Source organism: Desulfonatronum thiodismutans (assembly GCF_000717475.1).
GTDB classification, from domain to species: Bacteria; Desulfobacterota; Desulfovibrionia; order Desulfovibrionales; family Desulfonatronaceae; genus Desulfonatronum; species Desulfonatronum thiodismutans.
In genome coordinates, this window is the sequence record NZ_JPIK01000006.1 from 74782 (window position 1) to 99353 (window position 24572).

Below are 24572 nucleotides of genomic sequence, written 5' to 3' on the forward strand. Positions count from 1 at the left end.
AACCCGCATCTCCTACGTTTCAGGATACGCCTATGCAAACCATCCTGACCATCAACCCCGGTTCCACTTCCACGAAGGTCGTCCTGTTTCACGGCCTGGAGCCGACGTTGTCCCGCGAGGTTCAGCATTCCAATTCCGAGTTGGCCGGATTTTCCGATGTCTGGAGCCAGTTCGCGCTGCGCCTGGAACCTATCCTGGCTGTCCTCGATCAGGCAGGTGTAAATCGGCTGGACGCCGTGGTCGGAAGGGGCGGACTGCTGGCGCCGTTGCCCGGCGGGGTGTACCGGATTGACGAGCGGATGCTTGAGGATTTGCGTTTGCGACGCTTCGGGGAGCATCCTTGCAACCTGGGTGCGCCGTTGGCTCTGGAGATTTCGCGGCGCTTCGGGGGATCGGCTTTGATCGTGGACCCAGTGGTTACGGACGAACTGTGTCCGGAGGCCAGACTGACCGGTCTGCCGTGCATTCGCCGACGGAGCACCTTCCATGCCTTGTCCCAGCGCGGCGCGGCCCGGGAGGCGGCTCGCCGATTGGGCAAGAATTACGAAAACGGCAAATTCATCGTCGCCCATCTGGGAGGAGGCGTAAGTATCGGTGCGCATCGCCGCGGACGGGTGGTGGATGTGACCAACGCCCTGGACGGGGAGGGGCCGATGAGTCCGGAGCGGAGCGGAACCCTGCCGATCCTGCCCCTGCTCCAGCTTTTGGAAGACGGCGTCATGGATCTTCCCGGTCTGCGCCGGGCCGTGCTCCGGGAAGGCGGGTTGTTCGCGCATTTGGGGACCAACGATTTCCGGGAAATTGAGGAGATGGTCCAGCAAGGAAACGCCAAGACAAAAACCGTGGTCGCCGCTTTCGTCTATACGACGACCAGGCACGTCGCATCCTTGCTGCCTGCTCTCGTAACCCCGGACGATCCGCGGCCCGTGGACGCCATCGTGCTCGCCGGCGGCCTGGCCCACAGCGAACTGTTGGTGCGCGACCTGAGTGCCCGGCTCACGCCGTGGGGCAGGGTCGAGGTGGTCCTCGGGTTGACCGAGGCGCGGGTTATGGCTGAAAGTGCCCTGGCGGCCCTGGAAGGCGGGGCCGAGGTCCAGGACTACGTCGGCAATGTTTTTTGAAACCCATCTCTCATAACCATCCCGCGTTCCCTTCCGGAAGTACCCTCACAGCATGATCCGCATCACCATAACCGCCCTGATTACGGCCATGCTTGTGCTGCTTTGCATAGGCCAGGCCCTGGCCCAAAACCCGTTTCTCACGCCCCCGTCCCGGGAGCGGCCCGCCGCTCCGTCCGTGGAACAGCCTTCCGAGGACCACCGTCCTGGCGTGGAAGAGCAGGTCGGGCAAGCCCCCCGTGAAGATCCTGGCCGTCCCTTGGCCCGTCCTCCGTCTGCGGGACCGCGCATCACGCCTCCGTTCTTCGCCGAAATGGTCGCCCTGCAACGCGACCTGCGCCAACGGATGACCAACTATGCCCGCCAGATCCAGGAACGCCCCTTGGGCGCGGCCACTTGGCAGTTGCTGCTGCTCTCGTTTTTCTACGGGGTGATTCACGCCCTGGGACCGGGGCACGGCAAATCCATCGTCTGTTCCTATTTCGTTTCCCGCCGGGGAACATGGCGACAAGCCCTGCTGTTCGGCAACCTGATCACCGCCACCCACATCCTTTCCGCGGTGGTGATCATCGTCGGGCTTTCCTGGGTCCTGGGCCGGGCGAACATCGCCGCGTTCCACTCCGTGGAGGGAAGGTTGGAGTCCATCAGCTATGCGCTGATCACACTCATCGGTTTTTTTCTTCTGGGCAAGACCTTGTTCGACTGGCGGCGGGCGTCAAGGGAGAGGCCCGGCGAGGAGCCCGATGAGTGTCCGCGATCCAGCCCCAGGGACATCGTCACGCTGTCCCTGGCCACCGGCCTGATGCCCTGCCCCGGAGCGGCCCTGATCCTGCTCTTCACCCTCAGTCTGAACGTCTTCTGGGCTGGCTTGATGGCCATGATCCCTCTGGCCTTGGGTATGGGCCTGACCGCCTCGGCCCTGGGCTTGATCACCGTCGGCTCCACCAACGCCGTGCTCGACGTCAGCCGACGCTCCAAACGCCTCTTCGCCATCCTGCACCGCACCCTGGCCTGCCTGGGCGCGCTGCTGATCATCATTCTGGGCGCGAGCCTGCTGCTCAGCGCCGGGTATGTATGATTGCCGGCCAAACGGTTGAACCGCCCGGGACCATCGGTCGCGGGCGGTTCCGTCATGGAAGCGACAAGACGGTTTCTACCATCTCCCGCTTACCGACTCATCAAGCGGCCTCCACCCTGCACAGCAACGCCGAATGTGGCCAGGAGCCGATTTCCGGGCTGCAATGTTCCGGCTCCAGCGGGCAGAGCACGTTGGCGTTGGATTCGTAGACCCCGAACAATTCCGGAAGTTCTTGTTTGCGTTCCGGGAACCACCAGCCGTGCTGGGCGTCGGCCATGCGGGGGTGGATCCGGGGGGAGGTGCGCAGGCGCATCCGGATCTTGCCCTTGGGCGAGATCACGGACACCCATTGATCGTTCTCCAGGCCCAACTCCTGGGCCGTTTCCGGGTGCAGCAGGACCAGCGGGTCCGGATTCACCTTCCGGGCCGATGCAATCTGGCGCTGCTCGGAATGGTACATGGGCATGAACCGGCTGCCGGTGATCAGGACCAGTGGAAACTGCTCGGCCAGCTTCGGATCCCCGGCCGGGCTCCAGAGGGGCTCTTTGTAGGCGGGCAGGGGGTCGCAGCCCAGTTCCTCGAAGATGCTGGAGTACAGCTCCACCTTGCCCGACGGGGTGCCGAAGCCCGAGGTTTCGTAGCGCTTGAATTCGGGCGTGCCGAAAAAGCCGTACTGCTCGGTCAGCTCCCGGAAAGTCAGCCCCGTGGGCTCCAGGCGAAAATCGCAGGCCTGCTCCAGGTTTTCCCAAGGCCAGTCGTTTTCCTGGCCAAGGCGAAGACCCAGACTCCGGTAGAACTGGTAGGTGTCCCGGCGTTCGTAGAGCGGCTCGATGCCCGGAGGGCAGGCCATGCAGAACCCGCCGGTGACCCACAGCTCCGGCTGCTCCACCGTGGTGGCCGAGGGTAGGACATAGTCCGCCAGGGCCGCGGAGGGGGTCATGTAGTATTCCATGACCACGTACAGCTCCAGGGCGGTCAGGGCGTCGAAGACCATCCGGGGGTCCGGGAAGGAGAGCATCGGGTTGCTGGCCACGGAGAACATGGCCGTGACCGGATAGGGCTTTTTGGTGATGGCCGCCTGGAACACGTCCCGGATGTGGGCCACGCAGGTTCGGTACATGGACGGCGGGTTGACCTGGCCCTGGGGCAGCTTCTGGTTGTTGGCTAGGTTGCGTTCCCAGCCGGGGAAGCCGAAAAAGGGATAGCTGTCCGCGCCGAGCTGCTTGGCCCGCTGCTCCGGGCCGATGGCCTCGGCGGCCACCAGGTCGAACTCCCCGCGCACTCGGGCCACCTCCGGGGTCTGGCCAAAGGTTTCCCCTCCCGGAATCTCCAGGTTGCCGGTGATGGCCCGTAAAATGGCCCGGGCCCGGGCGCACTGGGTGGAATTGATGCCCTGCTTGTCCAGGCCGTAGGCATAGGGCAGCTGGGCCGGCTTGGAGGTGGCGTAGATCCGGGCCGCCGCGGTGATCTGCTCCACCGGCAGCCAAGTGATCTCGCTGACCTTTTCCGGGGTGTACTCCCGCACTGCGTCCTTAAGCTCGTCAAAGCCCACGGTCCACTGAGCCACGAAGTCCGCGTCGTACAATTCCTCCTCGAGGATCAGCCGTATCCAGCCCAGCATCAGGGCCAGGTCCGTGCCCGGCCGAATTTGCAGCCACATGTCCGCCAAGGCCACTTCCTCGATCTCCCGTGGATCGACCACGATGATTGTCGCTCCGTTGCGCTTGGCCTGCTGGGTGGCCGGCCAGGCTTGGATGGGCGAGGAATTGGCCGAGGCCTTGCCCCAGACCACCAGGCACTTGGCCTGCCGGGCGTTGCCCCGGGCCATGCCGCCGTAGGTGGCGAACTCCGTGGCGTAGGACGGGCACATGCAGATGTTGTTCGCTCCACAGACGTTGGCCGAGCCGAAGAGGTTGTAGAACCGACGACAATCCCAATGGTGGGTCCGGCTGGTGCCGTGGGTGAAGCCCAGGGTTTCCGGGCCATGGGCGTCCCGGAGCCGAGTCAGCTTGGCGGCCACCTCGTCCAGGGCCTGGTCCCAGGAAATCCGCTCCCATTTGCCCTCGCCCCGTGCTCCGACCCGCTTCAGCGGATAATTGATCCGGTCCGGGTGATGGATATGCTCCGGCATAAGCAGGCCCCGCTCGCAAATCAGGCCACGGGTCACCGGATGGTCCGGATCCCCGCTGACTTCGAAGACCTTGCCGTCTTTCATGTGCAACAGGGTGCCGCAGCGCGGATGACACAACCCGCAATAGCTGCGACGTACCCCGTCCCGGGGCCCGGCCCCGGCCTGGGGGTTGTAGGCGTACAGGGGCAGACCGCTCAGGGCCAGGGACGAGGCGACCAGGGTCGAGTAGTGCAGAAAGGTCCGTCGGGTGATGCGCATGGTTCCTCCCGTGCGTTGGGGGTCTGGGGGGCTTGGGGCGGGCTGGAAACCGGCTACAGAATCTCCTTGATGGCCGTGATCAGTTGTTCGTCGTCTGGAATGTAGAACCGCTCCAGCGGCGGGCTGGCCGGGACCGGGATGTCCGGGCCGGTGACACGGCGCAGGGGGGCCTTGAGCAGGTTGAAGCCCTCCTCCATGACCACGGCAGCGATCTCCCCGCCGAAGCCTCCGGTGCGGGTGGCCTCGTGCAGGACCACCAGCCGACCGGTCTTGGCCACGGAAGTAAGGATGGTCTCCTTGTCCAGGGGGACCAGGGTGCGCAGATCCACGATCTCCACGCTGACGCCTTCCTGGGCCAGCTTTTCCGCGGCAGCCATGGCCACGCCGAGCATCCCGGACCAGGTGACCACGGTCACGTCCGTGCCCGGCCGCTTGACCTCGGCCTGGCCGATGGGAGTGAGATAGTCGTTTTCCGGCACGGGCATGGGCGCGAAATACAGACCCATATGCTCGATGAAAATCACCGGGTTGTCATCCCGGATCGCCGACTTGAGCAGGCCCTTGGCGTCCGCCGCCGTGGCCGGCATGACCACCTTCAGGCCGGGGCAATGGGCCGCCCAGGCTTCAAGATTGTGCGAATGCTGGCATCCGGCCCCGAATCCCGCGCCGGATTTCATGCGCACCACAAGGGGAAAAGTAGATTTGCCGCCGGACAGATAGCGCAGCTTGGCCGCGTGGTTGACGATCATGTCCGAGGCCAGGGTGAAAAAGGGGTTGAACATGATCTCCACCACCGGGCGCAGTCCGGCCTCGGCCGCGCCCACGGCCAGCCCGGCAATGGCCGCTTCGGAAACCGGGGTGTCCTTGACCCGCCCCGGTCCGAATTCTTCCAACAGGCCGTGGGTGGGAAACATGGGGTTCAAGTGAATGCTCACGCCCACGCCTTCCCCGGCGATGAACACGTTGGGGTCGCGGTGCATTTCCTCCCGCAGGGCTTGGTTCACGGCTTGTCCCATTCCTAATTTTTGCATGGCGTCCTTCCTTGTGGCAAAAATTTCTTCGGATTTCATGTCAACGGACTGCTACGCGAACACATCCTCCAGCGCCTCCTCCGGGCTGGGGTACGGACTGTCCTCGGCAAAACGGACCGCTTCCTTCACGAGAGCCTCGGCCCGGTCGTCCATTGCCTGAACGTCCGCGGCGGTGATCAGCCCTTGGGCCAGGAGGTCGTCCCGCAGGCGGGGGATAGGGCATTTTTCCTTCCAGGCGCGGATCTCTTCCTTGGGCTGGTAGTGCTGGGGATCAGCTTCTCCATGGCCCCGGCAGCGGTAGGTCCTGCACTCGATGAGGCTCGGCCCCTCCCCGGCCAATGCACGCTCCCTGGCCTCCCGCACGGCCTGGTACACGGCCAGGGCGTCGTTGCCGTCCACCGCCTCGCCGGGCATGGCGTAGGCCGAGGCCCGGTCGGCCATGCTCGGGTTCGGGGCGTGCTCTTCATAGCGCTGGGCCCCGGCGTAGACGTTGTTCTCGCAGATGAAGATCACCGGCAGCCGCCACAGCGCGGCCAGGTTCATGGCCTCGTGCACCGAGCCCTCGGCAGCCGCGCCGTCGCCGAAAAAGCAGACCGTGACCCGCTGCTCGCCCTTGTACTGCTGGGCAAAGGCCCGACCCACGGCAATGGGCGGCCCGGCCCCGACCACGGTGGAGGTGCAGGGCGCGTTGACCTCGGGCACGGCCAGATGCAGCGTGCCGCTCTTGCCCTTGTTGCAGCCGGTGCGCTTGCAGTAGATTTCGGCCATCAGGGTGTTGGGGTCGGCCCCCTTGGCCAGGAGGTGATTGTGGCTGCGGTGGTTGGTGATGATCACGTCCTCCGGTTCCAGGGCCGCGCAGGCCCCGGAGCCCACGGCCTCCTGGCCGGTGCTGAGGATCATCATCCCCGGAATCTTGCCCTCGATCTTGCATAGCTCCGTCAGTTCGTCCTCAAAGCGACGGGACAGAAGCATGGTCCAGAGCATTTCCTTCTGTTTCTCCGCGCTGATCTTCATGAAACCTCCGTGCGTTGACATGGTTGCGGGCGGTACCGCGCGGCGTTGCGGCCAGACGTTTGATGTAAGAAATGGCGTAGCAGGAAAACAATGCTTCTTGAACCCCCTCGGGAGAGGGTTCCGCGGATGTCGGTGGAGAGGATATGATTTTCCGGTCCGGACTATTCGTGCCGGGCCGGAAGGGAGCGGAAGAGCGAAAAGGCCGCCGGAGTGGCGGCCTGTGTCTAAAAGGTCCGGGCCGCGATCCAGCCGCCGGAGATGAAGGCTGCCAGGGAACTGCCCAGGTTGACCAGGGCGACCACCAGCAGAATCCGGCACAAGGGGTTGGTCCAGAAGCCTTTCAGTGAGGTGATGGCCTGGGGCAGGTCTTCCAGGTCCGCCACGGTGGGTCGGCGGATTACGGCCTGGACGAATCCGGCCACGAACCCGGCGGCGATCATCGGGTTCAGGCTGGTGAACGGCGAGGCGACCATGGCCGTGAGCACGGTCAACGGATGGGCCCAGGCCAACACCGCGCCCAGTCCGGCAAGAACGCTGTTCAGGGCGACCCAGATGATGGCCGATTCCATGGCGTGGGCCTGGCCTTCCTTGAGAAATCCCCAGGCGATCAGGGCCACGATGGCAATGGGAATGGCCCATTTCAGGAAGGAGCCGATATTGGATTTCGGCGGCAGGACCGTCAGGGGCCCAAGGTCCGTATCCTGGTGAATGTGGTTTTCTATCCCGGCCACATGCCCGGCCCCGACCACGGCGACCACGGTTTGGCCTGGGGCCTCGCGGATCTTCTGGGCCAGGAACAGATCGCGCTCGTCGATGAGTCGTCGCTTGACCTGGGGGAATTCATCCGCGAAGGCGTCCATCAGGATTTCCATCTGGTCCTTTTTCTTCAAGGACTCGATCACTTCATCGTCGATTTTGCCAGCAAAGATCAGCCCCATCAGCAACTGACCGACCATTTTGAATTTTTCAATAAAGCCGAGATGCCGCCAGGTCCGCTTCAGCGTGATCTCTACCTCCCGGTCCGCCAGGATCAGATGGGCGCCGGTCTCCTTGGCCAAACGCACGCCCTCGGCCATGTCCGCCCCGGGCTGGATGCCCAGTTGATCGCCCAGCTTGCGATAGAATGAGGAAAGGATCAGTTGGGCCAGCAGAAACGGGGTCTTGCGTTCCCGGATCACCCGCATGATGTCCATCTTGCGCCAGCCTTCCCGGTCTATCAGGGCCCGATGCCGGGACGGGCAGAGTTCCACGCAGATGGTGTCCGGATGGACCATTTCCACCGTGGTCCGGACGTCCTCAACGCTCTGCTTGGACACATGGGCCGTGCCCACGAGATACACGTCCTTCTCGCCCACCCGGACGTGCTTTACGCAGGACGGAAGTTCAAGGGCTTGGGCCTGTTGGTCCGTTTCGGCCGCTTCGAAAGGGGGGGATGACGGGGAAGTTGATTCTGGATGCATTCGATTTGATTCTGGAAAGAGGGATGAAGCCGGGCAGCAGTTCATTTTGAGCACGGCAAAAAATGGAATTATCTACACCGTGCCGGATTGGAGGGCAAGCGGGCGGCAAGGCGTCGTTTTTAGAAACCTCATGTGGCCGAAACTCCTATCCTGATGAATGGTTTCAGCCGCAAAAAACGTAACTGCTCAAAAACTTGTGGCGAGCATGGCCTGGATGCCCGCCTTCGCGGGCATGACGAGCTTGGAAGCGCATCCCTATGAAGTCATTCCCGCGAAGGCGGGAATCCAGGTGCAAGGCAGCTATCAGGCTGTGCCCGACCTTTTTGAGAAATTATGCAAAAACCATGAAAACGAACCTGGGACTTGAATCCAGTATCATGAAGGAAAGGTGGTGTGTGACAAATAATAAGCTTGGCTCTCGTTTGTCGCCAAAATGCACACGTCCATGCAAGTATTCATCTATGAAACTGCTTGACTGGAATCATGAGAAGAACCAATGGTTGAAGGATGAGCGGCATTGTGTTTGAAGACATCGTTTACCACTTGAACCATGGCGGGCTTCTGGACGTGATGGATCATCCAAACCAGGCGAGGTATCCTGGCCAGCGGATTTTCATTGTCAACGCCGAGGGCTACGCCTACATCGTGCCGTTTGTCGAAGATGACGAGGTCATTTTCATGAAGACGATCATCCCCAGCCGAAGGATGACCAAGTTGTATCTCGGAGGTGATTCAGAATGAGACTGACGCGGGAAGAACAGGAACTCTTGGAATCGGTTGAAAAGGGAGAATGGAAGCGTGTCGAGGGTTTCGAGCAGGAGGCTGCTCGTTACCGCGAGGCGGCCCGGGCCACCATGCGCAAAGACAAGCGTGTGAATATCCGGATGACGGAGCGAGATTTCATCCATTTCCAAAAGGCCGCTTTGCGGGAAGGGCTTCCCTATCAGACCCTCATTTCCAGCATTTTACACAAATACATCAATGGACGACTTGTGGAGAAGGCGAATTGAGGCAGTGCCGCCTTTGCTTCATGATAATTGCTACTTGGACACAGCAGAAAGATCGTTCACTCTCTCGCTGATCGGCAGCGACACGAAAAGCCCGCTGAGGGTGAAAGCTACCATTCCTCGCCAGCCTTCTCCACAACATACGCAAAATATTCCGGGTGCTCCCGAAACACTGGCAAAGATCTCATGCCAGACATCGTGGGCAACGAGTCTTGCACCACGGTATCGGCTAATCAGCCATTGATTTAGAAAAACGCCGCGATCTCGGCGACTGCGTAGGGATAATATCCGGGCATCATCATCTTCAATGATTTCAAGGCAACCTTTTTGAAAATATCTTATCGCCACAAGCCCCGTGTCTGGTGTAGAGTTCCAACATTTCCTTTGGCCAGAGTGATCACAAATCGCACCTATGTTATTCCGGCAGCATCAGGCGACTTTGGCCGCAACCGACGATCCTGGCCGGTTTTTCCTGGTGGATAATGGACGTGGCGCGGGAAACTGGTCTTTGCCTTGACGCGGCTTTCCAGGGGCGGATAACCAGGGACGAATTGCTACACCCCGGACGAGAGGTGGTACATATCCGCGACAAGGGAGGCGCGTCATGGCAGATTTGGTTCCAATGGAGAGCATCACCGGGAAAATTCTCGTTCTTCGCGGCTTGAGGGTCATGCTGGATCGTGACCTGGCTGACCTGTACGGAGTCGAGACCAAACTTCTCAAGCGACAAGTGCGTAGAAATATTGATCGATTCCCAGACGATTTCATGTTTGAGTTGACACCGGAGGAGCTGAATAATTGGAGGTGCCAATTTGGCACCTCCAAATCAGACAAGATGGGCTTGCGGTATCCGCCCTTGGCCTTCACCGAACAGGGCGTGGCCATGCTGTCCACGGTTTTGAACAGCAAGCTGGCCATCCAGGTCAACATCCAGATCATGCGCGCCTTCACCAAGCTGCGCCAGATGCTGGCTACTCATGAGGACTTGCGGCGCAAGATCGAGGATATGGAATCCAGGTACGACGAGCAATTCCGGGTCGTATTCGAGGCCATCCGTCAGCTTTTGGCTTCGGAGGAGCAGCCGGAGCGGAGGATTGGGTTTGTGAGGGAGGATGCCCAAGAGTTTGGGGCTACGAGGGATTGACCCTGTCAGGAAATGATATGCCGACACGAACGATAAATTTGAAAATGGTCCTTGGCCGAAAAGATGATACGGCGGAATTGCGCCGGGCTTTGTGGACCACGCATGAGCACGTCAATTTGGCGGTGGCTGAAGTTGAGCGGGTGCTTTTACGGTGCAGGGGGCGCTCCTACTGGACGTTGGATCGCCGGGGCGATCCTGTTCATGTGCCGGAGAGCCAGGTCGCTGAAGACGCCCTTGCGATGGCCCGAGAGGCCCAGCGCCGCAACGGCTGGCCGGTGGTTGGCGAGGACGAGGAAATCTTGCTTGCCCTGCGCTATCTTTACGAACAGATAGTTCCTTCATGCCTTCTGGATGACCTTGGAAAACCGTTGAAGGGGGATGCTCAGAAAATCGGTACGAATTATGCCGGGCCGTTGTTTGACTCGGACACGTGCAGACGAGATGAAGGCAAAGACGTCGCATGTTGCGGACCTTTTCACGAGGTTGCGGGGAAGTATCTCGGGGCGTTGCCCGAATGGGCCACCCCCATTTCCAAGCAGGAGTTCGACGGCAAGGATGCTTCCCATCTGAGATTCAAGGCAACTGGCGGTGACGATGCATTTTTTCGGGTGTCGATTGAGAAGGCCAATGCGTGGTACGAAGACCCGGCAAATCAGGATGCTCTGAAAAACAAGGCATACAACAAAGATGACTGGAAAAAGGAGAAGGACAAGGGAATCAGCTCCTGGGCCGTGAAATATATCCAAAAGCAATTGCAATTGGGCCAGGATCCAAGGACGGAGGTTCGCCGAAAGCTCTGGCTGGAACTTGGGCTTTTACCGCTTTTCATTCCAGTTTTCGATAAGACGATGGTGGGCAATCTCTGGAATCGCCTGGCCGTTCGTTTGGCCTTGGCCCACTTGCTTTCCTGGGAAAGCTGGAATCATCGGGCCGTCCAAGACCAGGCCTTGGCCCGAGCGAAGCGGGATGAACTCGCGGCCTTGTTCCTGGGCATGGAAGACGGCTTTGCTGGTTTGCGCGAATACGAACTGCGGCGCAACGAAAGCATCAAGCAACACGCTTTCGAGCCGGTGGATAGGCCATACGTCGTTTCTGGGAGGGCTTTGCGCTCCTGGACTCGCGTGCGGGAGGAATGGCTCCGGCACGGCGACACCCAGGAAAGCCGCAAAAATATCTGCAACCGTCTGCAAGATCGCCTGCGAGGCAAGTTCGGCGACCCGGACGTGTTTCACTGGCTGGCTGAAGATGGACAAGAGGCGCTCTGGAAAGAGCGGGACTGTGTGACGTCTTTTTCCTTGCTCAATGACGCCGATGGCTTGTTGGAAAAACGCAAGGGCTACGCCTTGATGACCTTCGCCGATGCCCGGCTTCATCCGCGGTGGGCGATGTATGAGGCCCCCGGTGGTTCGAATCTGCGGACGTATCAGATCCGAAAAACGGAAAACGGTCTCTGGGCCGATGTGGTATTGCTTTCCCCGAGAAACGAGAGTGCCGCTGTAGAAGAAAAAACGTTCAACGTCCGTCTTGCACCCAGCGGCCAGTTGTCCAACGTGTCCTTTGACCAGATACAAAAAGGCAGCAAGATGGTTGGCCGCTGTCGATACCAATCGGCCAACCAACAATTTGAGGGCCTGCTGGGAGGCGCGGAAATCCTCTTCGACCGCAAGAGGATTGCCAACGAGCAACATGGCGCGACGGATTTGGCGAGCAAACCCGGCCACGTCTGGTTCAAGCTGACTCTGGACGTTCGGCCTCAAGCGCCCCAGGGCTGGCTGGACGGCAAGGGGCGCCCGGCTTTGCCGCCGGAAGCGAAACACTTCAAGACCGCCCTTTCCAACAAGAGCAAGTTTGCCGATCAGGTCAGACCCGGTCTGCGGGTGCTGTCCGTTGATCTTGGGGTACGCTCCTTCGCGGCCTGCTCGGTCTTCGAACTGGTCCGGGGCGGGCCTGACCAGGGAACGTATTTCCCGGCAGCCGACGGACGGACCGTGGATGATCCTGAAAAACTTTGGGCCAAACATGAACGGAGTTTCAAGATCACCCTGCCCGGCGAGAACCCCTCACGCAAGGAAGAGATTGCCCGCCGGGCGGCAATGGAGGAGCTTCGTTCGCTCAATGGGGATATCCGACGATTGAAGGCGATTCTTCGGCTCAGCGTTCTTCAGGAGGACGATCCGCGTACGGAGCACTTGCGGTTGTTCATGGAAGCGATTGTTGATGACCCGGCGAAAAGCGCCTTAAATGCGGAATTATTCAAAGGTTTTGGGGATGATCGTTTCAGGTCGACGCCTGACTTGTGGAAGCAGCATTGCCATTTTTTCCACGACAAGGCGGAAAAGGTGGTTGCCGAGCGTTTCAGCAGGTGGCGCACCGAGACCCGTCCGAAATCCTCATCCTGGCAGGACTGGCGGGAGCGTCGGGGGTACGCGGGCGGCAAGTCTTACTGGGCCGTGACCTATCTGGAGGCCGTGCGCGGCCTGATCCTGCGGTGGAACATGCGCGGCAGAACATACGGCGAGGTCAACCGTCAGGACAAGAAACAATTCGGCACGGTCGCCTCCGCGTTGTTGCACCATATCAATCAATTGAAGGAGGATCGCATCAAGACCGGCGCGGACATGATCATCCAGGCCGCGCGCGGCTTCGTGCCCCGAAAAAACGGCGCGGGTTGGGTTCAGGTTCATGAGCCGTGTCGGCTGATTCTTTTCGAGGACCTGGCCCGCTATCGCTTTCGAACGGATCGATCCCGGCGGGAAAATTCGCGCCTGATGCGTTGGAGCCATAGGGAAATCGTCAACGAAGTCGGCATGCAGGGCGAGTTATATGGTCTGCACGTCGACACGACGGAAGCAGGCTTCAGCAGCCGCTATCTGGCATCAAGCGGCGCTCCCGGCGTGCGCTGCCGTCATCTGGTCGAGGAAGACTTCCACGACGGATTGCCCGGTATGCATCTGGTCGGCGAGTTGGATTGGCTGTTGCCCAAGGACAAAGACAGGACCGCGAACGAGGCGCGACGTCTGTTGGGTGGCATGGTCAGGCCCGGTATGCTCGTACCCTGGGATGGCGGGGAGCTCTTCGCCACGCTGAACGCTGCAAGTCAATTGCACGTCATTCATGCCGACATCAACGCGGCCCAAAACCTCCAGCGTCGTTTCTGGGGGCGCTGCGGCGAAGCGATTCGGATTGTCTGCAACCAATTGTCCGTGGACGGATCGACCCGATATGAAATGGCCAAGGCTCCAAAGGCCCGCCTGCTCGGCGCGTTGCAGCAACTGAAGAACGGAGATGCCCCTTTCCACCTGACGAGCATTCCGAACAGTCAAAAGCCGGAAAATAGTTACGTGATGACCCCGACCAACGCCGGGAAAAAGTACCGTGCCGGGCCAGGGGAAAAGAGCAGCGGGGAAGAGGACGAACTTGCTCTGGACATCGTGGAACAGGCCGAAGAGCTTGCCCAAGGCAGGAAAACATTTTTCCGTGACCCCTCCGGAGTATTTTTCGCACCTGACAGGTGGCTGCCCTCCGAGATCTATTGGTCGCGGATACGACGACGGATATGGCAAGTCACGCTCGAAAGAAACTCCAGCGGAAGACAAGAAAGGGCGGAAATGGACGAGATGCCGTACTGAACGGCGCATGCGCCCATGCCGGACAATTTTCCGCCTTGCCCCACGCATAAGAATAGTCTACCGACGAATCATTGGTCTACAGGACCAAGGAAATCCGGCGGCAGTGCCCCGACTGCCACAAACAGTCACCCGCCGGTGATCATTCATAACTGATCTTTGACGAAACGGCTTTCCGCCTGCCCCTGGCGTTCGAGCGCTCTGGTGCTTGCAAAATGCCCGTTACCGCTCGCACTACTCAACGCTCCGGGATATTTTTACTTTCAAGTTTTCTTCATGGCCTGGAGGGGAATGTTCCGCGCCGAACCACGGACCTCTCGAAAACATGGTTGGAAATTTGCGAGGAGCAAGGCATTCCCGGCTCGAGGTCTCGGCAAGCTTGGTCAGTGTTGGGTGATTGGCACATCCAGGTGGTTGGATGCGGGACATACCTTCCGCCTTGTCTCGGCAAGCTTGGTCAGTGTTGGGTGATTGGCACTGCTTCCCGGCGAACGGCGAGCTGACCTCCTAGATGTGTCTCGGCAAGCTTGGTCAGTGTTGGGTGATTGGCACCGTCTGCTCGGTCTCGGACTTCACCACCACGTCCACGTCTCGGCAAGCTTGGTCAGTGTTGGGTGATTGGCACGGGTGCGGCATTTGCGGGTGTTGGGGGAGTGGCAGGGTCTCGGCAAGCTTGGTCAGTGATGGGTGATTGACATCAGTGATGGGTGATTGACACTAGAAGCGCACGGCCTAGGTTACGTTCTTGGGGAAAGCTAGGCAAGTTTTGGATGATAAGAAATAATCATGTCACAAGGAGGGAGTTTTTGTGGCGAGAATCACCATGTATCGAATTCAAATCAATACAGAAGCTATAAGAAAGGGTGAGCCTATTGCCTGGGTGCATGACGGCCGTCAATGGATATCGACAGCTAACCAACCACAAGCTGGTTTGTTGTTGAGTGAAGAAATTGAATCAATTAGAAAGCTTGGATTTCAAGTAGATCTATTGGAAGAGTTCATTTTTGACGATTTGAAATAGCTCTTTTCAGCAATGAAGGCATTGAAGGGGATATGGCCCTTCCGTCCAGGCTCGCCAAGCACCACTCACTTCGAGATATAGTCGTTGTAGGACTGATAAAAAGCGTCCACCAACCTCACCCGCTCTTCAAGCTCAACAAACCGCCTCAAAATCCGGGACAGCGGTACCCTGTAGCCGACATCCGCATGCCGGACATCCGGGCAGCAGCGTTGCTTTTCTTCCATTTCCCTGGCCACCTGGGCGTACTCCTCACGAATCACGGCCTCGTCGGGCCGTTCTTCATCTTCCTCCGGCCAGTTCTCCATCCAGTTGGCGAAAAATGCCTCAAACGGTTCGCCTTCCTCAATCCACGTTTCCATGCCCTCGGTGTCCGATTGGTACAAGGCCACGTTCATGCCGAGCATCAAGACCGCGTCCTCGGGCAGCATCCGGTCCAGGTAAATGCACAGGCCGGTTTGCTCTTTGCTGGGCTGGGCCTCCAGGGTGGACAGGTGATCCGCCAGCCAGCGGACGTAGAAGTGATAATCCTCGGATGATCGGCAACCGTTCATGGGGTGGCCTTGTTCGTTCAGAGGGACTTGGCCGTGCCTGCTGTCCCTGCCCCAGCGCATTCCGGCGTAAACGAGGCCGAAGGGGAGCACCTGATCCTGCGACCTGCCGGGAAGAGCTTGGGCAAGCACGTCCATTATCAGATTGTTCTCTGTGTTTTCCATGTCATGTTTCTCCCTGGTTGACGGGCTTTGGTGGTTGCCGTTCCGCCGGTGGGATTTGGCCAGATGGGCACTGTATACGATGGCCACCATGGCGCTATTGAACTGCCGGAACAAGGCGGTTTGGAGAGAATCAGAAGATTGAACTGCCTTGTTCTAGGATATCAGTGGATTGGGTTTTCATTCTTCTGATATATGGTGATTTCTGGTTCCTCATGCTGCGCTGCGGGAAAAATCGCCTACCGTGCTCTGCATCTGGCTGAGGCGAAATGAAATGGTGGGCGCTCTTCAGGCATGCAGGGCGACGAGTCGGCGGGGAAGGGGTGCAAAGAGGTGGTGGAGCGGGGAGCACGCAATGCTGGAGTTCATTGGGAAAAGGCAAAAGCAAGGGGCCGCGATGACGTATGTGGAATTTTCAAGTCTGGTCGCGCGCCAGCCTGATGGAGTCGTTTTACTGGAGGGGCGTAGGGCGATTTTGGAGTGCGATGCGGTTCACGCGGAAAGTCTGGGCCGGATGCTCGCTGCTCGGTTTCCGAGGCTTCGCTTTCGGACCGGGAACGCCCTGGGCGCGGACGAGGCGTTCAGCAAGGGCGTTGTTTCCGTGGACGCGACGCGTCTTCAGGTGGTTCTGCCCTACGCCGGACACCGCAGCGGCGCACGCAGGCCTAGCGTTGTTTATGCGTCCCTGGATGCCCTGCCAGATAGCTGGGAAGAGAAGCTCGCCGCCAAGACCATCGCGGCCAGCGGGAAATACCGAAGCCTGATCGGCTATCGCAACCGGAGCGCCGCCATGGCGGCCAAGGCCGCCTACCTGATGCGGGATACGCTGAAGGCGGTCGGGTGGCGAGGGGAGTTTCCCAGGCCGATCTGCGCGTGTTTTTACGTGGATGCCCACGATCCGGAGGCCGGAGGCACCGGGCACACGATCCGGGCGTGCCGCCGGGAAGGCGTTCCCGTGGTCTTTCAAGCTGCGTGGCGGAAGTGGGACGGTGAAGGATGAGCGTACCGTCCTACCATCCTTGCCGGGAGCGCTGACGAAAGTAGTCGTAGAGGTCAGGGTGGCTTTTGAAGACGGGCAAGGCCATTTCCAGGCTGGCCCGGATCACCTCGGACCTGTGGGTGTCCAACTGGGCGCACAGGGCCATAAGTTCGGCCTGCCGGTCGTCTGGAAGGACGAAGGACAGCGCGCCCTTGATTTGGCGGTTGGGTGAGCAAGAGTTGAAGGCATCGTTGGCGCTTGCTTCTGGAACGTCCTTGGCATCTCGACCGTTCTTGCCGAGCTGGACCGGCTTTGTCTGGTTTTTACGCATGAACGCAGGGATGGAGTCGCCATATGCCTCATGTTCCTCCTGCATGGCGGGCGAGTCCATGTCAGCGTCCGGGCTTCCATTTCTTCCGAGGCCGCAGGAAGTATTCCCCGGTTCCTTGGTGACACCCTCGGTGACACCAACGGGCACCTGATCATTCGTGCGCCTGTTGAAAAAAAAATTCCATAATCCCATGCAGCACCTTTCCTTTGCTATCTGTTCTCCATCTCCACATAACCCTGCCAGCGCCCCCCCCCCCCGTCCATTCGGCCAAGATTGTTCTTTTGACGGTTGCGCGAGGCAAACGTCAAGAAAGCTTGTCGAAGAGCTTCTCGGCGCACGGCGAGGTGATCAGGCTGGATGAAATTTCGTTTGGCTTCTTCGATGACGTGCCGCGAGGCCAGAAGACGGCATTCGGCCCCTGTCGACAATTGCGGTGCTTGGGGTATAGAGTGTTTTGCCCATCTCAAGGAACTTTTGACGGTCTTGTTCCCGGCTTTTGATGCCTGGGGCGAGTCGAATGGAGAAATCCCCGATGCCCCCTCCTGCTCGAAAATCCCTTTTGGAGCCGAAAACGTCTCCCTCCGAGGTCTGGCAAGAATCCGGCAAGCAGAAGAGCGTCGTCCCGGACAACGATCCGAATGCGTTGATCCGGGAGAGCGTTGTCGAAAACGTCCTGGAAAGCATGCCTGCCGGTTTGATGATCGTGGGTAAGGAAGGACGGGTTTTTCAGGTCAACGCTCTTCTGGCCGCTATTCTCGGATTTTCCAGGGACACGCTGCTGGAGCAGGGCTGGAGCGTTTTGTTCATCGACCATCCCGAGAACAACGACTTCAACGACGCGATCCTGGACGTGATTCAGGAGGCGCGGGTTCGGGAGAGCCGGGAAGTCTGGTACGCGAGGCCGGACAGCCAGCGGTTTTTCTTGAAGATCACTTCTTCGTTCCTGCGATTTGGCGGGGACGACTGGAGGCTGGTCGTCCTGGTTGAGGATATGACCGAGTTTCGCCAGATGCACCAGCGGGAAAAGGCCGCTCTGGAAGAGAAGCGTCTCGCGGAGCAGCAACGGGCCGACAGCCTGAACAACCTGGCCCTGTCCATTGCCCACCAAATCCGCAATCCGATCATGACCATCGGCGGGTTCGCCGGACTCGCCGCGAAGCACAAGGACAACCCGGACAAGGTGGCGGAGTATCTAGGAAGCGTGATGGAGTCGGCCCAGCGTCTGGAGCGGATGGCCGCCGCCGTCCGGGAGTACGTTTCCATCACGCCGGGAACATTCCAACGTCTTGGCGTACAAGACCTGCTGCGCGAGACGGCCCGGAGAGTCGGCAATAACGCCGCGCATCCGGGACGAGTGCTTCAAATCGCCGGGTCGCTTTCTCCGGATTGGGCGATTTTCGCGGACCCGGGGCTGGTGGCTTTGGCCCTGGACGCCGTGGTGGAGAACGCCTTTGAAGCCTCTGACGGGAGGAGTCCGGGGGATGGAATCGTGATCATCGAGGCACGGGAAACCGCGGACATGATCGAGGTACGCGTCACCGACGCCGGACGGGGTATCCGTGAGCAGGATCTCCCTTTTGTCCGCGACCCGTTCTTCACCGCCAAGGCGGTGGGGGCTGGAATGGGATTGGCTGTCGCGCAGCGGGTCATGACCATGCACGGTGGCGATCTGAAGATCACGAGCTCACCGGGCAACGGAACCCGGGTCGATCTTTTTTTTTCCAGAGCGCGGGATTGAACGCACTCCTCATCAAACCAGAGCCGCCAGATCATAGGTCTTGGTATCGGTGATTTCGGCCCGGACCAGTTCGCCGGGGCGGATGTTTTCTCCGCTGACGTAGGTGATGCCGTCCACTTCCGGGGCCTGGAACCAGACCCGGCCTTCATGAAGTCCCGGCCATTCCGGGCTGGGGCGCTCCACGAACACGTCCATTTCCCGGTCCTGGTATTGCGCGAGGATTTCGGCGCTGATTTCGGCTTGCAGCTTCATCAGGCCTTCACGGCGGCGGGCCTTGGTCTTGGCGCCGACCTGGCCGGGCAGGGTCGCGGCCTTGGTTCCCGGTTCCGGGCAGAAGGCGAAGACTCCGAGGTGGTGAAAGCGGGTTTCGGCGACGAAATCGAAGAGCTTTTGAAAATGGTGAGGCCGTTCGCCGGGGTAGCCGACGATCAGGCTGGTGCGCAGGGCCGCTTCCGGAAAATGCTCCCGGACCCGATCCACCACGTGGCGGGGATCTCCGGTGAAGGGGCGGCCCATGGCCCGGAGGATGTCCGGGTGGGCGTGTTGCAAGGGGATGTCGAAATAGGGCAGCAGGGGTGGGCCGAGTTCGGCCAGAAAACGCAGCAGGCGCGGCGTCAGGCCGGCGGGATAGAGATACATCAGCCGCAGCCAGTCCAGTCCGGGCAGTCCGGCCAACCGCGCGAGCAGGGATTCCAAGGCGTTTCGCGAGCCCAGGTCCCGGCCGTAGGACGTCAGATCCTGGGCCACCAGAATTAGTTCCCGGACGCCCTGCCCCAGAAGCGTTTGGGCCTCGGCCACGATCAGGTCCGGCGGCATGCTTTTCAAGGGCCCGCGGATGGACGGAATGGTGCAGAAGCGGCAGCGATGATCGCAGCCTTCGCCGATTTTCAGATACGCGTAGACCGGCTTGGTGCTGACGACCCGAGCGGGCGACTCTGCCTGAGGGAGAGCGAGGTTGAGTTCGGCCAGCCGTGGAAGCAACTGGTCTTCCTCGGCCACGTTCAGCCAGAGGTCCACCTCTGGGACGGCTTCGCGCAGTTCCGCGCCGAACCGGGAAACCAGGCATCCCGCGACCACCAGCAGGGGGCGGGGATGGAGGTCGGCGATGTCTTGCGCGGCTTCCAGGATCACGCGGGTGGACTCCTCCACCGCCGGGGCGATGAAGCCGCAGGTGTTGATCAGCACGATTCGGGCTTGGTGGATGTCGTGCACTACCCGCCCGGGGCCGAGTGCTCCGAGCATGCGCTCCGTATCCACGCGGTTTTTGGGACAGCCCAGGCTGACGCACCAGACGCTCGGCCCGGCGAAGTCCGCGGGGTCGCTTGAAGTTGGAATGGGATTGAGGGTATGGCTTGGCATTCGGTTCCGTTGCTCGCGGTTTGAGGACTTCCGGGAATTGCGTCCAGCGCTTGGCACGGAACTCATGGCCCGTCAACCCCACGAGGAACCCATGCATCTTTCAGCAGGTTACAATGAAGCCGTTCATGTCCTGGAATCGGCCCAAGGAGACTTTCTGGTCGGACTGGTCTGCCCGGAGGCTGGGTCGGTTTCGCGAGACGACGCGGACCTCTCGTCGATATTTGCCGCGATCCTGGAACTGCTGGACCGCTCGGCGCGCGAAACGCAGCTCCCCAGCATGCGCCTCGCGGCCTGCTCCGGCCAGATTCCGGCGGCGCGGGAGCAGGAATTGACGGAACGGGGCATCCACCGGTTCACGGACCCGGAGACCATGCTGGCCGCCCATCCGGACATCAATCTGGTGATTGATCTGGCGGGCAGCCCGGAAACCGTGCGGACTCTGCGTCGGATCTTGCCGCCCTCGGCGGCCTTGCTGGACCGCGCTTGCACGGTCTTTCTGCGCTGCATGCTGGTGATGAGCGAGGTGTCCGGGCAGTGCCAGACCGACCTGCGCGGCAGCCGGAACCTGCTGAACGCCATTGTCGACGAACTGCCGGACGATATTTTCTTTCTGGACGACCAGGGCCGCATTCTGGACGTGAACAGGCAGGTCTGCGAGCGACACGGCGTGGACAAACAGACATTGCTGCATCAATCCAGCAGCACGGTTCCCGCCGGACCGGGCCAGGTGGCCTGCGGGCCGGCGCGTCAGGACTGGCCCGTGCTGGCGACCCTCGCGAACCGGCGGGAGCAGGAGGCGCTGCAAACCTGGATGGATGAGCAGGGCCGGGTCCACTACTACCAAGTGACCGCCTACCCCGTGTTCGACGAAACCGGGCAAATGCACCGGATGATCGAAGTTCGTCGGGACGTCACGCTGCGCACGGAAATGGAGAAGCGCTTGCAGCAGGCCGAGAAGTTGGCCGCCATCGGCGAGTTGTCCATGTACATCGCCCATGAAATCCGCAACCCGTTGTTCGCCATCGGCGGATTCGCCAATTCCCTGCTGCGCTCCCAGGAACTGACCGAGAACAGCAGGGAAAAGGTGCGCATCATTCTGGAAGAGTCCAAGCGTCTGGACAAGATTTTAAAGAGCATCATCAACTTCGCCCGGCCCACATCCTCGGAGCTGGCGGAAGTGGACGCCAATCTGATCGTCGCCGAAACCGTGCAGGTGCTCGGGATCGGCAGCCAGGAGCGCGGCGTGTCCCTGGACGTTCGGCTCGGTGCGGAGGTGCCCAAGATCCGGGCCGACGTCGAACTGCTCAAGCAGTGTTTGATCAATCTGATCAAGAACGCCCTGGAAGCCATGCCCGATGGCGGGCGGCTCACGGTGACCACGGCCATGGAGCGCCGCCAAGTGCTGATCAGCATCGAGGATACCGGCCACGGCATTCCGGTGGAGATTCAAGACAAGATATTCAACCCTTTCTTCACCACAAAGAAAACCGGCTCCGGGGCTGGTCTGGGGCTGGCCATGACCAAGAAGATCATCAGCGACCTGGGAGGCGACCTGCGCCTGAACAGCCGCCCCGGAAAGGGCACCCAGGTCGACCTGCTGCTCCAACCCTACGTGGCCATGGAGCCGCCTGCTCCAAGGCTTCCCGACCAAAAATCCGAATAACGCCATCCTTCTGGAACAGGACCTTCCCGGCTTGCCCGAATTGCTCTGCCCAGTGGACGAGGTGGCACGGGCGAATATTGTCGCAAGCACCAAAACTTTCGGCGGTGAAGAGCAGGAAAGACAAACAGGCCCGAACCGCTTCCCGTGGCCTGTATAAATTATCGACTTGACGGCCTTTACGCGCATGGATAAGCAATGAATATCATTCTTTCGGCAATAAAATCATATGAGGGGTGGTCTCATGGCAAATGTACAGGTCAGGGTGGATGACAACTTGCGGGAACAGGCTCAGGCCGTGGCAAGCAGTATGGGGATGGATTTGGCCTCGGCGGTCCGGATTTTTTTAACGCAAATGGTTCGCGAAAACGGATTGCCGTTTCGACCAGTTGGGGACCCATTCTACAGTGCTCAAAACCAGGTTCATCTGGCCAAGGTAGTGGAAGATTTGAACAACGGCAGAAACAGTTTCGTGCATGACTTGATCGAGGATTGAGATGCTCATTTGGCACGATTCCGCCTGGAAAGAGTACATGTATTGGCAATCGCAGGACAAAAAGACGCTCAAACGGATCAACCTGCTTCTCAAGGAAATTGCGCGTGATCCATACGAAGGAACAGGCAAGCCGGAAGCATTGAAAGGCAACCTTTCCGGATTCTGGAGTCGGCGAATTGATGAGAAAAATCGTCTTGTTTACCGAATTGTCGGCGAAGATTGTCAAATTGCGCAATGTCGAGGCCATTACGGGGAAGAGTGATCAATGTTTCGCCTCATGTTCAGCCCCTGAGTGAGCCAGGCTTCGTCCGGCGCATCGATTCTGTTTGCGATGCCCGGGAGATATGCCGTGGCGCGGGACGTCAGGCGGGATATTGCCGGGGCAGGGAGACGATCAGGTGGGTGCCTTGGGATTCGGAGGTGGTGAAGCGGATGGTTCCCCCGTGGATCTTGGCGATGAGCATGGCGCTGTAGGTTCCGATGCCGGTGCCGTGCTCCTTACCGTAGGTCACGTAGCGGTCGAAAAAACGGTCGCGGATGTCTTCGGGGATGGTGCCGAAGTTGTGGATGTCGATTTCATGCAGTGAACCCGGATGCGCCTGCTGGCGCTCATCTTGACGAAGCTCTGAGCCGCTTTTCGGAGAACGGACGGCAATGGTGATCCGGGTGCTTTCCGGAGCGGCGTCCACGGCGTTCTGGATCAGATTGGCGAACAGGGATTCGAGCAGGATCGCCTCTCCGGAAAGGGTATATTCATCGTCCCAGGATAGGGGGCGGTCGTCCAGCAGGTAGACGAACTCCAGGGACTTGGCGACGGCCGACGGCAAAAACTCCTCGTGCAGGCCATGCAGCATCCGGATCAGGTCAAAGGGTTCCGGCAGCAGTTCGTAGGTGCCTTCCTCCATCTTGAACAAGGCCATGGAGTGGCCGAGCATGTGCAAAAGCTTCATGGCGCTCTGGTAGATCGTGGACACGATCTCCCGCTGACGCTCGGGAAGGTCTTCGCGCAGCAAAACCTTGGCCAGTCCGCCGATGCCGGTCAGGGGCGACTTCAGGTCGTGGCGGACCATCCGCTCCACGTCGGTCCGCAAAGATTCGACGCGCTTGATTTCCGTGATGTCCGTGAGCATCCCGTTCCAGACCACCCTCCCGTCCGGTTTCCTGGTCGCCAGGGAGCTGTTCTTGAACCAGCGCACCCCTCCTTCGTTCGGTTTCATGGAAAACTCGAATTCCACCGGGTCCTCGGGAGGTTCGGAGCAGGTCAGAGACGTGGAAAAGCGCTTTCGAACTTCGGGATCGACGCGCTCGAAAAACAGCTCCGGATCCCGCAACGTGCTTTCCGCGGGCAGGCCGAACAGATTCCAGATGCCCTCGCTGATGAACGTAAAGCTCCCCTGATCCTCGCCGGAGGCCTGGTACTGATAGACCACCCCGGGAATGTTCGCGGTGATCTCCGTGAGCTGGCTCTTGCTGGCCCGGAGTTCGGCTTCGGCCTGAGCCCGTTCGGTGATGTCCTGGATGGTCTCGATGGCTCCGACGATTTCACCGCGTTCGTCCCGGCAACGGGCGGCCAGGAAATAGATGGAACGCGCCGTGCCCTGAATGGTCAACCGGTCCGAGGCCTCGAAAGCCTCCGGGATGAACGCGCTGGGAGCGAGATTTTTGTCCCGATAGAGTGCGGCGATTTTTGGCCGGTCCATGGTCAGGACCAGATCGGCCAGGACCGGCCTGGACGGCTCGGGATAGAAAATGCGAGAGTCCACCGGCTTGCCCAGGCACTGCCCCCCGGGCACTCCGGTCAGGATTTCGCAAGCTTTGTTCCAGAAGATGACGCGGTGATCCGTGTCGATCACAAAGGTGGGTATAGGGGTGCTGTCCAGAATCGCGGCCATGAGCTTACGACGCCGACGGAGCAGGTTCTTGATCCGACGGTTTTGGGTGATGTCCCGCAGGCAGACCAGCATGGCGTCCTGACGGTCCCAGGTGGTCCTGGCGAGAGAGATTTCCACGGGAAACAGCTTGCCGTCTCCGGGACGCCTGGCCACCCAGTTGAAGTTCAGGACGTCCCCGTCCGGCAGTTTGGCCCGGATGTCCTCGAATTTGTCCAGCGGGCCGCGGGGACGAAGCAGGTCCAAGCGGGGGCTCAGGGCCAAGAGTTCCGCGCGGGGCAAACCGAACAGGTCCGCGGCCCTGTTGTTCAGGTCGACAATTGTGTCGGCCGAGGAACAGATGAGTATGGCGTCGGGACTCTTGTGAAACAGGGCATGCAGGTTGTCCCGCGCTTCATGCAACGCTTCCAGCTCGCGCCGGTCGTCTTGCCTCTGGTCGCGAAGGCGGGCGACTTCCGAGCGGGCTTCGTCCAAGGCAGCTTGGAGGTGAGAGGCGTGGTCCTGGTCCATGGCAAGCGGGTT

Annotated in this window: 21 protein-coding genes and 1 CRISPR repeat array; of the genes, 13 read left to right on the forward strand and 8 right to left on the reverse strand. The window is 60.2% G+C overall.

Annotated elements, in window-relative coordinates; all coding sequences use genetic code 11:
- Positions 1-32 precede the first annotated feature (32 nt).
- Positions 33-1121, forward strand: a complete 1089-nt coding sequence (buk, locus tag GY33_RS0105775) for a butyrate kinase (RefSeq protein WP_031386429.1) — start codon at positions 33-35, stop codon at positions 1119-1121.
- Positions 1122-1173: 52 nt separating this feature from the next.
- Positions 1174-2196, forward strand: coding sequence for a nickel/cobalt transporter (locus GY33_RS0105780; RefSeq protein WP_051822339.1), 1023 nt, complete (start codon positions 1174-1176; stop codon positions 2194-2196).
- 100 nt (positions 2197-2296) lie between these two features.
- On the opposite strand, the gene GY33_RS0105785 is transcribed toward GY33_RS0105780, so the two are convergent.
- The 4 genes from GY33_RS0105785 to GY33_RS0105800 all read right to left on the reverse strand — a co-directional run bounded on the left by GY33_RS0105785 (position 2297) and on the right by GY33_RS0105800 (position 8090).
- Positions 2297-4585, reverse strand: coding sequence for a molybdopterin-containing oxidoreductase family protein (locus GY33_RS0105785; protein WP_035271431.1), 2289 nt, complete (start codon positions 4583-4585; stop codon positions 2297-2299).
- A 53-nt stretch (positions 4586-4638) separates the two neighbouring features.
- On the reverse strand, positions 4639-5616 hold the full coding sequence (locus tag GY33_RS0105790; RefSeq protein ID WP_031386432.1) for an alpha-ketoacid dehydrogenase subunit beta: 978 nt from the start codon (positions 5614-5616) through the stop codon (positions 4639-4641).
- Positions 5617-5667: 51 nt separating this feature from the next.
- A complete protein-coding gene (locus GY33_RS0105795; RefSeq protein WP_031386433.1) occupies positions 5668-6630 on the reverse strand; it encodes a thiamine pyrophosphate-dependent dehydrogenase E1 component subunit alpha in 963 nt (320 codons plus the stop codon).
- A 224-nt stretch (positions 6631-6854) separates the two neighbouring features.
- Entirely contained in the window at positions 6855-8090 is a 1236-nt protein-coding gene (locus tag GY33_RS0105800; protein WP_084184824.1) for a TraB/GumN family protein, read from the reverse strand.
- A gap of 205 nt (positions 8091-8295) precedes the next feature.
- Here GY33_RS0105800 and GY33_RS21215 point away from each other — a divergent pair, with 205 nt between their 5' ends.
- The 6 genes from GY33_RS21215 to GY33_RS0105830 all read left to right on the forward strand — a co-directional run bounded on the left by GY33_RS21215 (position 8296) and on the right by GY33_RS0105830 (position 14888).
- Positions 8296-8457: a hypothetical protein gene (locus tag GY33_RS21215; RefSeq protein ID WP_153304579.1), complete on the forward strand. Its 162-nt coding sequence runs from the start codon at positions 8296-8298 to the stop codon at positions 8455-8457.
- A 152-nt stretch (positions 8458-8609) separates the two neighbouring features.
- Positions 8610-8831 carry a toxin gene (locus GY33_RS19010; RefSeq protein ID WP_200874838.1) on the forward strand — a complete coding sequence of 74 codons (222 nt, stop codon included), beginning with the start codon at positions 8610-8612 and terminating at the stop codon, positions 8829-8831.
- Positions 8828-9100: an antitoxin gene (locus GY33_RS0105815; RefSeq protein WP_031386435.1), complete on the forward strand. Its 273-nt coding sequence runs from the start codon at positions 8828-8830 to the stop codon at positions 9098-9100. Before GY33_RS19010 ends, GY33_RS0105815 begins: the two co-directional genes overlap by 4 nt.
- 601 nt (positions 9101-9701) lie before the next feature.
- The gene (locus tag GY33_RS0105820) at positions 9702-10241 is read left to right on the forward strand and encodes an ORF6N domain-containing protein (RefSeq protein WP_031386436.1); all 540 of its coding nucleotides are present in this window, start codon (positions 9702-9704) and stop codon (positions 10239-10241) included.
- Positions 10242-10258: 17 nt separating this feature from the next.
- Positions 10259-13870, forward strand: a complete 3612-nt coding sequence (cas12b, locus tag GY33_RS0105825) for a type V CRISPR-associated protein Cas12b (RefSeq protein WP_152555090.1) — start codon at positions 10259-10261, stop codon at positions 13868-13870.
- 364 nt (positions 13871-14234) lie between these two features.
- Positions 14235-14565: a CRISPR direct-repeat array (repeat unit 37 nt; unit sequence GTCTCGGCAAGCTTGGTCAGTGTTGGGTGATTGGCAC).
- 110 nt (positions 14566-14675) lie between these two features.
- Entirely contained in the window at positions 14676-14888 is a 213-nt protein-coding gene (locus GY33_RS0105830) for a hypothetical protein (RefSeq protein ID WP_031386438.1), read from the forward strand.
- 65 nt (positions 14889-14953) lie between these two features.
- Here GY33_RS0105830 and GY33_RS0105835 read toward each other — a convergent pair whose 3' ends face one another.
- On the reverse strand, positions 14954-15601 hold the full coding sequence (locus tag GY33_RS0105835; protein WP_152555091.1) for a hypothetical protein: 648 nt from the start codon (positions 15599-15601) through the stop codon (positions 14954-14956).
- Between the two features lie 352 nt (positions 15602-15953).
- Here GY33_RS0105835 and GY33_RS0105840 point away from each other — a divergent pair, with 352 nt between their 5' ends.
- Positions 15954-16598, forward strand: a complete 645-nt coding sequence (locus tag GY33_RS0105840) for a hypothetical protein (RefSeq protein ID WP_031386440.1) — start codon at positions 15954-15956, stop codon at positions 16596-16598.
- Positions 16599-16608: 10 nt separating this feature from the next.
- Here the strand turns inward: GY33_RS0105840 and GY33_RS0105845 are convergent, their stop codons facing one another.
- Positions 16609-16968 (reverse strand): hypothetical protein, encoded by a 360-nt coding sequence (locus tag GY33_RS0105845; RefSeq protein WP_152555092.1) that lies wholly within the window; start codon positions 16966-16968, stop codon positions 16609-16611.
- 472 nt (positions 16969-17440) lie between these two features.
- On the opposite strand from GY33_RS0105845, the gene GY33_RS0105850 reads away from it, so the two are divergent.
- A complete protein-coding gene (locus GY33_RS0105850; protein WP_031386442.1) occupies positions 17441-18646 on the forward strand; it encodes a two-component system sensor histidine kinase NtrB in 1206 nt (401 codons plus the stop codon).
- 12 nt (positions 18647-18658) lie between these two features.
- On the opposite strand, the gene rimO is transcribed toward GY33_RS0105850, so the two are convergent.
- The gene (rimO, locus tag GY33_RS0105855) at positions 18659-20005 is read right to left on the reverse strand and encodes a 30S ribosomal protein S12 methylthiotransferase RimO (RefSeq protein WP_084184828.1); all 1347 of its coding nucleotides are present in this window, start codon (positions 20003-20005) and stop codon (positions 18659-18661) included.
- Between the two features lie 91 nt (positions 20006-20096).
- Between rimO and GY33_RS0105860 the strand changes: the two genes are divergently transcribed.
- The 3 genes from GY33_RS0105860 to GY33_RS0105870 all read left to right on the forward strand — a co-directional run bounded on the left by GY33_RS0105860 (position 20097) and on the right by GY33_RS0105870 (position 22423).
- Positions 20097-21668, forward strand: a complete 1572-nt coding sequence (locus tag GY33_RS0105860) for a two-component system sensor histidine kinase NtrB (protein ID WP_161788447.1) — start codon at positions 20097-20099, stop codon at positions 21666-21668.
- A gap of 241 nt (positions 21669-21909) precedes the next feature.
- Complete coding sequence (locus GY33_RS0105865; protein ID WP_031386445.1) at positions 21910-22161, forward strand: type II toxin-antitoxin system RelB/DinJ family antitoxin; 252 nt, start codon at positions 21910-21912, stop codon at positions 22159-22161.
- A gap of 1 nt (position 22162) precedes the next feature.
- Positions 22163-22423, forward strand: a complete 261-nt coding sequence (locus GY33_RS0105870) for a Txe/YoeB family addiction module toxin (RefSeq protein WP_031386446.1) — start codon at positions 22163-22165, stop codon at positions 22421-22423.
- 100 nt (positions 22424-22523) lie between these two features.
- Here GY33_RS0105870 and GY33_RS0105875 read toward each other — a convergent pair whose 3' ends face one another.
- Entirely contained in the window at positions 22524-24560 is a 2037-nt protein-coding gene (locus GY33_RS0105875; RefSeq protein WP_031386447.1) for a PAS domain-containing sensor histidine kinase, read from the reverse strand.
- Between the last annotated feature and the right edge of the window lie 12 nt (positions 24561-24572).